Genomic DNA, 12,485 nt, shown 5'->3' with positions numbered 1-12,485 from the left:
TTCCGGAGCCCGGTGCCACCGCGGCCCCGGCCGGCGTCCGTCACATGCGCACGTACTGCTCGATGTCCTCGCCGAACTCGGTCAGCGCCGCCTCGGTGAGGGTGGGCCGGGTCTCCGCGATGGCGGCCAGGAAGTCCTCGGTGCCGGCGGGCGCGCCCGCCCGGCCGAGGAATTCGCGTTCGAACGCCGCGTGAGCGCCCTTGCTCGCGGCGAACTCGATGTCGGCGGGCGTGAACATCTCGCTGGCCTCGACCAGCCGGTGAAGGTCGATGCCGTCCGCCGCGGGCCCCAGATAGCGCTGCCAGATCGCCGCTCGCGCCACAGGGTCCGGGGGACCGACGGGGATGACGTAGTCGAACCGTCCGTGGCGCAGGAACGCGGGATCCAGGGAGCGCACCGAGTTGGTGGCGCAGATCAGCAGCCGGTCGTCGTGCTCCCGGAATCCCGGGATCAGCTTCAGCAGCTCATTGGTGACCCCGTGGCCGGGGTCGACGGCCAGGCCGGACCGGACGCCCGCGATCTCCTCCACCTCGTCGATGAAGAGCAGGACGGTCTCCAGTTCGGCGAGGTCGGCGAACGCGTCGCGGAGCGAGGCGGCGAGCCCTCCCGCGGTGCCCGAGGCGAGCCGGGAGGGAAAGAGCTCCACGAACGGCCACGCCAGCCGGGAGGCGACGGCCTTCGCGAAACTGGTCTTCCCGGTGCCCGGCGGACCGAAGAGGATGACCGCCTTCGGGGGCCGCACCCCGTACCGGTCGGCCAGCGCGGGTTCCGCCAGCGGCAGCACGATCCGCCGCTCGATGGCCTCCTTCTCCCGCTCCATGCCGGCGAGCGCGTCCCACAGTCCGGGGAGCAGCACCCGCCCGCCGAGCTCCGCGAGGAGCCCCGCGTCGCTGGCGCCGAGATGCTCGACCTTCTCGTAGAGCACGAGTCCGGGCCGGGGCCGGTAACCGGAGTTCTCCAGGGCCGAGGTCCCGGTGACCCCCGGCTCCAGCAGCGCGCCGATCCGGCGCACGCCCTGGGCCCGCAGCCGCCGCTCGAGTTCGGCGATCAGGGAACTGCCGATCCCGCGGTTGCGCCACATACCGGCCAGCGCCACCAGCGTGATCCAGGCCCGCTCGCCGTGGGCCTGGGCCACGGCCATGCCCACCACGTCGTCGCCCACCACGGCGACCACGGCGGGCGCCCCCGACCGGGCGGCGATCATGACCTCGGAGACCGGGAAGACGGGAGCAGCGCCGTCCGCCGGCCGGTCCTGGTCCCAGATCTGGATGGCACGGTCCAGATCGTCGTCGCGGAAGTCCCGCAGTCGCCACGTCGGCATGATCACCCCTGGCCGAGGCCGCTGCCGCCCCGGCCGCCGCACGCCGCCCCTCGGGCACCGCATGCCGCGCCCGCCGAGGCGCACCTGCCCTGCCCATTCTCCGTGCCGGACGGCCCGCCGTCGAACGGACGGGCGCTTGCGCGGGCGCTGCGGCCGGGCCGCCGCAGGTCGCGTCCCGGGCGGGAGCCGCCCGGCGGCGGGGCAGGCGCTCACGGCCTGGTCGGCGCACGGGGTCCGGGGCCGATTGAAGGAGACGACGTGTCCCTCACCTCCCAGGGAGGGCCGGCATGCCCGATCCCTTCGGTTCGGCCCGCCGGCGGGCACCGCGTCGGCCTCCGGGCGCTGCGGCGCGGACGTCCGGTCAACCCCCACGGCTCCGCTCGCGTCTGAGGGCTCGAGACACCAGCCGGCCGCACCATGGAGGGGAGCCCCGGCCGGTCACCGCCCGCCGCCGGTGCGCAACCGGGCAGCGGGCCGGTCGGCCCGCTGCCCCGCGCCCCTCCACTCCGACCTCGGAGGAAGTACCGCACGAATGATCACGACACTGGCCGTCGAGAACTACCGCTCGCTGCGCAAACTGATCGTCCCCCTCGGCCGGCTCACCGTGGTGACCGGCGCCAACGGCACCGGCAAGTCCAGCCTCTACCGTTCCCTGCGCCTGCTGGCCGACTCCGCACGCGGCGGAGCCGTCGCCGCCCTGGCCCGCGAGGGCGGCCTGCCCTCCACCCTGTGGGCGGGGCCCGAGAGCGTCAGCCGGGCGGTACGCGCGGGCGAGGCACCCCTGACGGGCACGCTCCGCACCGAACCCGTCAGCCTCCGCCTGGGCTTCGCCGGGGACGAGTTCGGCTACGCCGTCGACTTCGGTCACCCCATTCCCTCCGCCGGGACCCCCAAGGTGCCGTCGCTGTTCAACCTCGACCCGGAGATCAAACGCGAGGCCACCTGGGCCGGACCGGTGCTGCGCCCCGCCGCGCTCCTGTCCGACCGGTCCGGGCCCGCGGTGAAGACCCGTACGGCCGACGGAAGCTGGCACCGCAGCACCGGTGTGCTGCGCCCCCACGACTCGATGCTCAGTGAGCTCGCCGATCCGCAGCTGGCGCCGGACCTCCTCACCCTGCGCGAGCACATCCGCTCCTGGCGCTTCTACGACCATGTGCGCACCGACGCCGACGCACCGGCCCGCTCCACCCGCATCGGCACCCGCACCCCCGTGCTCTCGGCCGACGGCTCCGACCTGCCGGCGGCACTCCAGACGATCCGGGAGACCGGCGACGAGGAGGCCCTGGCCGAGGCCGTCGACGCGGCCTTCCCGGGCAGCCGGATCGAGATCACCCCGAGCGACGGCCGCTTCGGCCTCCAGCTGCACCAGCCCGGCCTGCTGCGACCACTGGGCGCCGCGGAGCTCTCCGACGGCACCCTGCGCTACCTGCTGTGGGCCGCGGCGCTGCTCACGCCCCGTCCGCCCGCCCTGATGGTGCTCAACGAGCCGGAGACCAGCCTGCACCCGGACCTCCTCGAGCCCCTGGCCGACCTGATCCTCACGGCGAGCCGGGACACCCAGACGGTCGTCGTGACCCACGCCGGACCGCTGGCGACGGCACTGACCGCCGGGGCCGCACGGCACCGGGTGGAGCTGCAGAACATCGAACTCGTCAAGGAGTTCGGCCGCACCGAGGTCGCGGGCCGCGAGAGCATCCTGGACGAACCGCTGTGGCACTGGCCGAAACGCTGACGAACGCCGGCCGGGCCCGCGGCCGAGCGGCGGCCCGGCCGGTTCTCCGCGCCGGATCCCGCGCTGTCGGGCCGCCGGTTCAGGGTTCCCGCGGGAGACCTCGGTGCGGGCTCGCGGGTTCCGGCGCGGTGGCCCGGCGGGGAGGCCGGACCTCCCAGGGCTCGGCCGGGGTACCGTCCGCCTCCCACCCGTAACGGAGCAGCCGGCGCGCGTCGGCGGACCGCCCCGCGTCCCGCAGCAGGGCGACGGCCTGCTTCAGGGCATAGCCGTAGCCGTCGCCGCGGTCCGCGTACTGCTGCCAGGCGGTGAGCGCGTCGTCGGTACGGCCCGCCGCCGTGTACAGGCACGCGATCAGGACGGAGTGATCGACCCCACGGCACGTGCGCAGATACGCGACCGCGTCGTCGGTCCGCCGGGTCCTCCCCAGCACTTCCGTCAGCTGGTCTTGCGCATACCAGCCCCCTTCACCGACGACCTTCAGCAGCTCCCGCTCCAACGCGTCGGTGCGGCCCGTCCTGTCCAGCAGGGCGGTCATCTCGTTCCAGGCCTGGCGATAGCCCTGCTCGTCGAGTCGGGCGTACCAGGTGAGCGCTGCGTCGCTCCAGCCGGCGTCGGCGGCGAGACCCGCGGTGCGGAACACCGTCGACGGATCGTCGGAGCCGGCCCGCTCGCGGAGCCACTGGCCCACCTGGCGCACATCCTCGGCGTCCCCGCAGTGCACGGCCCGCGGGCCGCTGTCCCCGCGGTCGGTCAGACACCGCCGGACGTCCTCATAGCGGTCGGCGACATCGATGAGCACCGCGGCATGAACCATGGCATTCGCATCGCCCGATGCCGCGGCCTTGTCCCAGTCGCTCAGCAGATCGCGCAGGGCCGCGTCCGAATCCGCCGGCCCCGACCCGAGGAGACCGGCCATCCCACCGAGCAGGCCGATGCAGTCGCGCACCATCAGCAGGGCCACGCCCGCGTAGCCCTGTGCCTGCAACAGCCCGGCCAACCGGCGCAGGGAACGGGCGCCGCCCGGTTGTGTCGCCGATCCGGCCGACGGCGACGCCAGCCAGCTGAGCGCCTCGTCCCCGCGTCCCCTGCCGTGCAGCATGCTCACGGCGCGGTCCAGCGCGGCGCAGTCACCGTCGTCCGCCCGCTCCTTCAGCCAGGCGAGAGCCTCCTCCACGCGCCCGTCGGCCGTCAGCAGTTCGGCGACCTCGACAGCCGTGGTGTCGTTCACGGCCCGGTGGCTGAGCGCGTACGCCTTCAGCCACTCCACGGCCTCGTCGGCGGGCCGCAGGGCGACCCACTGCCGGACCGTCTCCGGCAAGGCCATGGTGTCGCCCCGTTCGGCGAGGCCGCGCAGCCAGCCGATCGCCTCGTCCGCCCGCCCGGCGTCGATCAGCAGTTCCGCCGCCGTGCGCAGCCAGGCCTCGCGGGCCGGTGCCTCCCAGTCGTCGTCCTCGACGAGGCGCTGCCACACGCGGATTGCTTCCTCCGTACGGCCCTGCTCCTGCAACAGCCCGGCCAGACCGCACACTTCCGAGATGCCGCCCGTGTGTCTGTCCCGCAGCCAGGCGAGGGCTTCGTCGCTGCGTCCCTCGCGCACCAGCACGTTCATGATCCCGCGGGAGGTGTAGCCGTGGGTCACCTGCTCGGCCCTCTCCCACCAGACGCGGGCCTCCTCCCGGCCGGAGCCCCGCAGGAAGTGGGCGGCCCGGACCGGGGCCTCGCCGTCGCCCGCGGCCGTGGCGGCCTCCCACCAGGTCAGTGCCTCGTCGGCGCGGCCCTCCCGGGCGGCCACGGCACCGACGAGCGCCATGGCCCGGGGGTCCCCCGCGTCGGCCGCACACCGCCACCACGGCACCGCCTCGTCCCGGCGGCCGGCCCTCTCCAGCAGACGCGCCAGCTGCGCCATCGCGTCACGGTCACCGGCGTCGGCGGCACGGTGCAGAAGCACGGCCGCGCACCGGTACCGGCCCCGCCGCTCCGCCGCCTCGGCGAGGGCACGGAGATCGCTGCCGGCGGTGAGATGGTCCGCGGCGGCATCCCAGAAGCCGGCCGGCGGGCACTCGGCGGCGCGGGTGCGCTCGCCGTGCTGCCGGAGGTAGTCGGCCGGCCGCACCACACCGGGGATCGCGCCCATGCCGGAAGCGGGCGCCACGTCCTGCAGTGCACTGGTCACGTCCCTGATCACCGTGCGGGCGTAGTCGAGACCGCCGGTGAACCAGTGGTCGGGACTGCCCTCGCAGGTGACGGCGGCGGCGCGCCGGCGCTCGGTGAGATAGCCGAAGGCCGCGGCCTCCAGGAAGGCGTACGGCAGCGGGGCTGCCGCCCCCAGGCGTGACGCGTCCAGAGCCACCGTGATCAGGGCCTTGCCGTAGACGCCAGGAGTACCGGACGGACTCTCGTAGTGCTCCACCAGCTGCGCGGCGGCGGTGAGTTCCTGCGTCACCTCGGAGCTGCCGCCCCGCAGGGCCGCCGCCAGCGCCGGGTCGTGCCCGGCCGCCGCCCGGACCGCGTCCAGACCGTCGGCGAACGTGTCGGGAACAGGGGCGTTGTACGCCTGCTCCAGCAGGATCCGGGTGTGCCGGTGCGGGTCGCTCAGGTCCCCCTTCCGGGGGGCCGTGGTGAGGTCCCGGTAGCGGTCCGGCCACAGGGTGGCGATCACGATGAGCGGACCGTCACCGTCCAGCCGGCGCAGCAGTCCGGCGGCGACGGCCTCCCCGGCCGGACCGGTCAGGTAGTCCTGCGCCTCGTCCAGCCACACCACGGTCCCCGGATCCACGGCGTCGGCGGCCAGCGCCGCCAGCAGCCCGTCCCCGTCGGCGGGACACAGCATCGCGAACTCCTCCGGCACCGCGGCCCGGAGCGCCTCGAACGCGGTCCGGGTCTTGCCCGTGCAGGATCCGCCGCGCACCACCACCAGCAGCGGCGGCGCCCCGTGCGCCACGGCCCGCGTCAGCCGTTCGCGCAGGCGGAGATCGTGGGGGCGGGGCACATAGTGCGGCAGCACGAACTCGGAAGCCGCGTCCGTGCCGGAGAGCCCGGTGATCGCCCGGTGCACCCCCAGCCGCTGCGCGCCCCACGACCGCAGCGGGCGCGGCCGGTCGGGCAACGCGGCCCGGAGGGCCTGCCGTTCCTCCCGCTCGACGGCCGCGAGCGCCTGCCCCCGCACAGCGGCGTCCGGGGAGGCCGGCGCCGCCCGGCGGTCCTGCTCGGCCTTCCAGCCGGCCTCCCAGCGCTCCAGGGCCAGCAACTCGGCGACCGTCTCCTCCGAGGGCCCGTCCGGATCCGCCTGCGTGGCGAGGACGCCCTGGCGGCGGGCCTCCTCGCGGATCTCCCCGATGACGGTCAGCAGCGTGCTCTCCGACTGCGGACAGTGCGCACCGCGCAGCCATGACCCCACGGTGTTCCTGCTCTTGACGTCGGTGAGCAGACGGGTCAGTGCGCTGTCGGTCGGCCGGCCGCCCAACCGGGTGCGCTTCAGCGTGCCGACGCGTCGTAAGTCCTCGTAGATGTCGGGCGTTCTGCCCATCTGCCGCCCCCAGCGTGCCCGGATGATGTCCTGCTGTCCGGACCGGACACGGCCGGACACGGCGAGCGTAGGCCTTCCACCAGCCGCCGGGCACAGCAAGTGCCCAATCTGTTGCGGACTGTTGCAGGACGGGGCGCAGGACGATCAGTCTCGCCGCAGTCGGCCCCGCTCGGGGCCCGTCCGAGGAGGACCCATGACCGGTCTTCACCTGCTGGCCCTGCTGCTGGCGTTCTCCGTCGCCGTGCACATCGGCTCCGTCGCCGCCTTCGTCGCCTGGCGCGGCGGCGCCTCACCGGCCGGCGCGGTCGCGATCGGCGGCAGCGCGGTCGGCGGCGCGTGCGCGCTGTACCTCGCGGCTGTCGGTGCCTATCACTAGGGCGAGGATCGAGTCCTCACGGTCTCCGTGCGCCGGTCACCAGGAGGAATCCGCCGTCGCGTCGGCAGCGTCGGAAACCCCGAAGGACTTCCGGAGCCGACCACTAAGGTGTGGCCATGGGCGAGAAGACGATTCCGATCCTGCCGTGCCAGGCACTCCAGCCCGTTCTCACCTTCTACTCGGCTCTCGGGTTCGAGGTGACCTTCCAGCAGAAGAGCCCCAATCCCTACGCCGTCGTGCAGCGCGGCGGCATCGAGCTCCAGTTCTTCGGGCTGAAGCAGTACGACCCGGCCGCGTCGGTCAGCACCTGTTACGTCATGACCGACGATGTCGACGGGCTGTACCAGGTGTTCCGCGCCGGACTCAAGGACACGTACGGGAGGATCCCCACCCGGGGACTCCCGCGCATCGGACCGCTCAAGGACATGTCGTACGGCGTGCGGCAGTTCCTGATCACCGATCCCGGGGGCAACTGCCTCCGCATCGGACAGCCGACCGACGAGGACCAGCACCACCGGCCCGCCCCTCAGGAGACGTTCGCCCGGGCGCTGCACCATGCGTCCCTGCTCGCCGACTCGAAGGGCGACCCGGCAGGCGCGGCGAAGGTCATCGACCGTGTGCTGCGCCTGGAGGACGAACGGCCGACTCCTCTGCAACTGCTGCAACTTCTGGTCCTCCGGGCGGATGCCGCCGGGCGGCTGGGGGACGAGGAGACCGCGGCGACCGCCTGCGCCGAGGCCGCGAAGGTCCGGCTCACCGCCGAAGAACGGAGTTCGGCCCGGGCCGATCTGGCGCGGTTGGCGGACCTGCGGACCGCCGGCGGGCCGTGAGAGTGCGGTGTCCGTCCTCAGCCCCGGCCCGTGATCCGATCCGCTACGGGTGAGGCGCACGGCGACGCGCCGCGGACCGGGGCCTGGTGCAACCGCGCTCCGGGGGAGGGGGCGATCGGCCCTCGGGCCCTCACGCGGAAGGCGCGGAGTCACCGGTAGGGCTGCGTGGCGCACCCCGTTCTCGGCGGTGCCCTGGCGGACGGGTACCCCCAGGGCGGTCAAGCGGGCCGGTCCACCGCGGGTACGCGCGCCCAGTGGGTGGTGCCCTTCCGGTGACGGCGGGTGCCGTGTGCGGTGGCGAGGGTGTCGACGATGGCCAGGCCGCGGCCGTGCTCGTCCTGGGCGCAGGAAGCCGCCCAGGCCCCCTGCTGCGCGGCCGGGCCGCCGTCGGTGATGCCGACCCACACCCGCCGCCCCGTGTGTTCGAGCAGCACATTCAAGGCCAGCGGCGGCCGTGCGTGCTCGACCGCGTTGGTCACCAGCTCGGACACCACCAGCAGGACCGAGGCGGCCGCGTCCTCGGCGACCTGCCAGCGGCGCAGCACGGACCCGACGATCTGGCGGGCGTGCCGGACCGCCTCCGGACGGTGTGCGAGCCGACACGACGTGTGGTGGTCGGTGAGCGGCACGCCCGCGGGGCTGCTGGGCGGGCCGTCCTGCTCCCGGCACGGCCGGCCGCGGTGCCGCGCGTCGGCCGCCGGAGCGCATGCGAGCGATGGGTGGGTGTTCTTCATGGTCGTCTGCCGGAGGTGAGGGCGTCAGGGAACGGACAACACCTCCACCCTGCACAGCGCCCGTGCCGGGCGGAGCCCGGAACATACCCGAACCACTACCCGGGTACGCACTACCCGCTTCCCGCTCCGCACGTCCTCCGCCGACGTGGATCCGGCCGTCGGTACGTAGCCCCCGGAGCAAGGCCCCCAGTACGCGCCCCCACTCCCGCACACGAGGCCGTCGGTCACCGGCCCCGGACGGACATCCGCACGGCACCGGCTCCGCCCCCGGACAGGCATCAGCACGGTCACCGGCCATCGGGCAACCCCGTGGGTACCGCGCGCCCAGGTATCCCTCCGGGTGGTTCTCCCCTCACAGGATCCGGGGCCGGCGCACATGATCGGTCACATGGCCCTGCCCGCCAGTGCCGCGCGCCACCGAGAGGCCCCGGCGCCTCGCGCACCGGCGAGGACCGCAGCCGTACCCGGCCCTCCCGTGCAGCCCGACCACCCACGGAGATCCCATCAACACGCCCGCTTCGCACGACGGTTCCGGCCCGCACTACCGGGCCGCCCGGATCCTGCACGATCAGGACGGCCCTCTGGAGGAGGTCGCCGGACATCTGCTCGCGACCGAGCCCGCCGGCAGGGTGTGGGTGGCCGGCGCCCTCCGGGCCGCCGCGCGCCTGGCCGCGGCACGCGGCGACGCCGAGGCCGCCGTCACGTACCTGCGGCGCGCGCTGGAGGAACTGCCCGCGGCGGGGCGGGGCGTGCTCCTCGCCGAACTGGGCCGCGCCGAGGCACCGGCTCATCCGGCGGCGGCGGTCCGTCACCTGTGTGCCGCGCTCGACGAGCTCACCACCCCGGTGGCCCGGCTGGACGTGGTGCCCGTACTGGCCGACGCCCTGGCGCGGGGGCAGCGCGGCTGCCAGGCGGGGGAGCTCCTCGAACGCGAGGCCCGGCTGCTGGCCACCACCGGTCCCTCGTGCGACGACGCCTCGTTCGGCCTGCGCCTGCAGCGTGTGCTCATCGAACTGGACGACCTGGAGAAGCGGCCATGGATGACCGACAGGCTGGCCGGGCTGACGGCCGACGCGGACCACGGCCCCGGCCACCGACGGGCGGTCCGGGCGGTCCGCGCGGCACTGGCGGTCGGCCGCCCCGCCGACGCGGCGGCCGTGGCCGAGGACGCCCGTGACGCGCTGGACCCGTCGCCGCCCCGGGACCACACGTTCGCCGCCGCGACCGGACTGGCCGTCCTCGCCCTCGTCTGGTGCGACCGGCCGGCGGAGACGACGGACTTCCTCGACCGCCTGGCGGAACGGACCCAGTGGCACGACTGCGCTCCGGCGCGGACGCTGCTGGCGATGGGCCGCTGCGAGGTGGCCCACCGGACCGGCCGCCTCCAGCCCGCCCTCGACGCGGGACGCCACTGGCTCGACCTGACCTCGGCCGTCCGCGGCAACGCCATGGTGCCCCTGGCGGTCGCCGGGGTGCTGCGCGCACTGGTGGAGACGGGACAACGGGAGGAGGCCGAGGCGCTGCTGCTCGGCGCCGGTCCCGAGCGGTACGGCGCCTCCTGGCAGTGGGCACACCTGCTGGAGGCACGGGCGCGGCTGCGCCTGGCGCACGGCGACCTCCCCGGGGCCCTGGAGGACCTGCTGGAGTGCGGCCGCCGCCAGATCGCCTGGCAGCGCGACAACCCGGCCGTCCTGGCGTGGCGGTCGCTCGCCGCCGTCACCCACCTCGCCCTGGGCAGCCCCGGGCAGGCCGCGCGCCTGGCGCACCAGGAACACGAGCAGGCCCAGGACTGGGGCACCCCTCGCACCCTCGGCGTCAGCCTGCGCGCCGTCGGTGTGACCGCCGGCGGCCGTCAGGGCCTGAAGCCCCTGGCGGACTCCGTCGGGCTGCTCGAGGAAGCCGGAGCCACCCTCGAACTGGCGCGGTCGCTGGTCGAGTACGCCACGTTGCGCTGCGAGGCCGGGCACGCCCGGCTGGCCCGCGAACTGGCGCTGCGCGGACTGGTCCTCGCCCGGCAGTGCGGGGCCGTCGGCCTCGCCGCCCTGGCCCGCGAGCGGCTGCGGACCTTCGGCGCCCGGCCCCGCAGGACGCATGAGGCCGGGGTGCAGGCGCTGACCGGCAGCGAACGCCGTGTCGCGCTGCTCGCCGCCCGCGGGCTCACCAACCGGGAGATCGCCGAGATCCTGTTCATCACCCGACGGACCGTCGAGAACCACCTGACCAGCGGTTTCCGCAAGCTCGGCATCAGCGGCCGACGCGAGTTGGCGCCGCTGCTCGACGCGGCGTCCCCGCTCGACGCGGCGTCCCCGCTCGACGCGGCGTCCCCGCTCGGCGACGGGCCCGACACCGAGGGGCCGTGACCCGGAACCTGTGACGGGACTTCAGGCCGGGGAGCACGTCGACGGCCTCCTACGGATGAGGTGGGCTTCGCCGGGCGAAGGTCGCGAGCCGTTCGGCAAAGGCCTCGACGAGGCCGTGGAGCTCGTCCGGGCCGTCGATGACGAAGGGGCGGTCCAGCGAGGCGAGTACGGCAGGCAGCCAGTCGAGCCGCTCCACCCGCAGTTCGACACGGCGCCAGCCCTCGGCCCCCGGGTCTGTGCTGCGCGGGGGCGGCAGTTCCGTCACGATCGCGACGCCGGGGGGCAGCCGGGTGTGGATCTGCTCGGCCGTTCCCCGGATGCGCAGGGTCACCTCATGCCGGTACGGAACCGTGGCGAGCCCTGTCAGGACGCGCTCGGCCGGATCGATCCCGACGGGTGGTTCGAACGAGCCGGGCAGGATCCTCACACCGGTGATGCGGTCGAGTCGGAAGGTCCGGTCCTCACCTGCCGAGAGATCCGCAGCCGTGACGTACCACCTGCCCGCGTGGGCGACGACCCCGTACGGGTGCAGGGTGCGCTCGCTGCGTCGGCCGTCGCCGGCGGTGTACCGCATCGAGACCGGCCGGTGATGGTGCACCGCGTCGGCCATCGGGAGGAGGACCGCAGGTTCCGGGGCCGCTGCTGTCCGGCCGGGCGGATCCGTGAAGGCGAGCGAGCCGAGCACGGCGTCGAGCCTGCGGCGCAGACGCTCGGGCAGCACGCGCCGGATCTTGGCCGCCGCCGTCTCACGCGCCGTATCCGCGGTCGCCGTCGGGCCCGATCGCCGACCCGCGACCAGGCCGAGCAGCACAGCGAGCGCTTCGTCGTCGCTCAGCATGAGCGGAGGCATGCGGTAGCCGGGGGCGAGCCGGTAGCCACCGTAGCGGCCGCGCACCGACTCGACGGGCACGTCGAGGTCGACGAGTTGCTGTGCGTAGCGCCGTACCGTGCGCTCGTCGACGTTCAACCGATCGGCGAGTTCGGACACGGTCCGGATGCCTCCCGACTGCAGAAGCTCCAGCAGGGTGAGGACGCGAGCGAGGGGGCGGGGCATACCCGGAAGTCTCCCGCACATACCGGGCGGGTTCCGCCCGGTATAGGTCGTAGCGTGCGGTCACCAGCACCGGCCGGCCAGAGGGGAAAACCCATGAACTTCGTCTCCATCCGCATCATCACCGGCGACGTCGCCCGCCTCGTCGACTTCTACGAGCGCGCCACCGAGGTGTCCGCCACCTGGGCCAACCAGGACTTCGCCGAGCTCAGGACCACCTCGGCCACCCTCGCGATCGGCAGCACCCGCACGGTCCCTCTGTTCGCGCCCGGTTCCGCCCGCGCGGCCGACAACCGAAGTGTCATCCTCGAATTCCTCGTCGACGACGTCGACAGCGTGTACAAGAACCTGAGCGGCTTCGTGGAGGACTTCGTCAACGAACCCACCACGATGCCCTGGGGAAACCGCGCGCTCCTGTTCCGCGACCCCGACGGCAACCTCGTCAACTTCTTCACCCCTGTCACGCCGGCCGCCGTCGAGAAGTTCGCCCGCTGAGCACAGCGCGGGAGCCGGGAGCCGCCGGCGGGCCGGCGCCACAGGCGCCGGCCCGCCAGA

9 protein-coding genes are annotated in these 12,485 nt (G+C 74.3%); 5 read left to right on the top strand and 4 right to left on the bottom strand.

The window, feature by feature from the left end; genetic code table 11:
* Positions 1–40 precede the first annotated feature (40 nt).
* The gene (locus ACFYYR_RS26370) at positions 41–1,321 is read right to left on the bottom strand and encodes an ATP-binding protein (protein WP_388858405.1); all 1,281 of its coding nucleotides are present in this window, start codon (positions 1,319–1,321) and stop codon (positions 41–43) included.
* A gap of 532 nt (positions 1,322–1,853) precedes the next feature.
* Between ACFYYR_RS26370 and ACFYYR_RS26365 the strand changes: the two genes are divergently transcribed.
* Entirely contained in the window at positions 1,854–3,053 is a 1,200-nt protein-coding gene (locus tag ACFYYR_RS26365; RefSeq protein ID WP_388858402.1) for an AAA family ATPase, read from the top strand.
* A 79-nt stretch (positions 3,054–3,132) separates the two neighbouring features.
* Here the strand turns inward: ACFYYR_RS26365 and ACFYYR_RS26360 are convergent, their stop codons facing one another.
* Entirely contained in the window at positions 3,133–6,579 is a 3,447-nt protein-coding gene (locus ACFYYR_RS26360; protein WP_388858399.1) for a hypothetical protein, read from the bottom strand.
* A 193-nt stretch (positions 6,580–6,772) separates the two neighbouring features.
* Between ACFYYR_RS26360 and ACFYYR_RS26355 the strand changes: the two genes are divergently transcribed.
* A complete protein-coding gene (locus ACFYYR_RS26355) occupies positions 6,773–6,955 on the top strand; it encodes a hypothetical protein (RefSeq protein WP_388858396.1) in 183 nt (60 codons plus the stop codon).
* Positions 6,956–7,071: 116 nt separating this feature from the next.
* The gene (locus ACFYYR_RS26350; protein WP_388858393.1) at positions 7,072–7,785 is read left to right on the top strand and encodes a bleomycin resistance protein; all 714 of its coding nucleotides are present in this window, start codon (positions 7,072–7,074) and stop codon (positions 7,783–7,785) included.
* Between the two features lie 218 nt (positions 7,786–8,003).
* On the opposite strand, the gene ACFYYR_RS26345 is transcribed toward ACFYYR_RS26350, so the two are convergent.
* Positions 8,004–8,519 (bottom strand): ATP-binding protein, encoded by a 516-nt coding sequence (locus ACFYYR_RS26345; RefSeq protein ID WP_388858391.1) that lies wholly within the window; start codon positions 8,517–8,519, stop codon positions 8,004–8,006.
* A gap of 404 nt (positions 8,520–8,923) precedes the next feature.
* On the opposite strand from ACFYYR_RS26345, the gene ACFYYR_RS26340 reads away from it, so the two are divergent.
* Positions 8,924–10,879, top strand: a complete 1,956-nt coding sequence (locus tag ACFYYR_RS26340) for a LuxR C-terminal-related transcriptional regulator (protein WP_388858388.1) — start codon at positions 8,924–8,926, stop codon at positions 10,877–10,879.
* Positions 10,880–10,928: 49 nt separating this feature from the next.
* On the opposite strand, the gene ACFYYR_RS26335 is transcribed toward ACFYYR_RS26340, so the two are convergent.
* Positions 10,929–11,933, bottom strand: a complete 1,005-nt coding sequence (locus tag ACFYYR_RS26335; protein WP_388858385.1) for a helix-turn-helix transcriptional regulator — start codon at positions 11,931–11,933, stop codon at positions 10,929–10,931.
* 93 nt (positions 11,934–12,026) lie between these two features.
* Here ACFYYR_RS26335 and ACFYYR_RS26330 point away from each other — a divergent pair, with 93 nt between their 5' ends.
* On the top strand, positions 12,027–12,425 hold the full coding sequence (locus ACFYYR_RS26330; RefSeq protein ID WP_388858382.1) for a VOC family protein: 399 nt from the start codon (positions 12,027–12,029) through the stop codon (positions 12,423–12,425).
* Positions 12,426–12,485 lie beyond the last annotated feature (60 nt).

The sequence above is a fragment of the Streptomyces sp. NPDC001922 genome (assembly GCF_042891165.1).
Taxonomy (GTDB): Bacteria; Actinomycetota; Actinomycetes; order Streptomycetales; family Streptomycetaceae; genus Streptomyces.
Note: the sequence above shows the minus strand (reverse complement) of the source record. Positions and strands in the feature narration are given on the sequence as shown.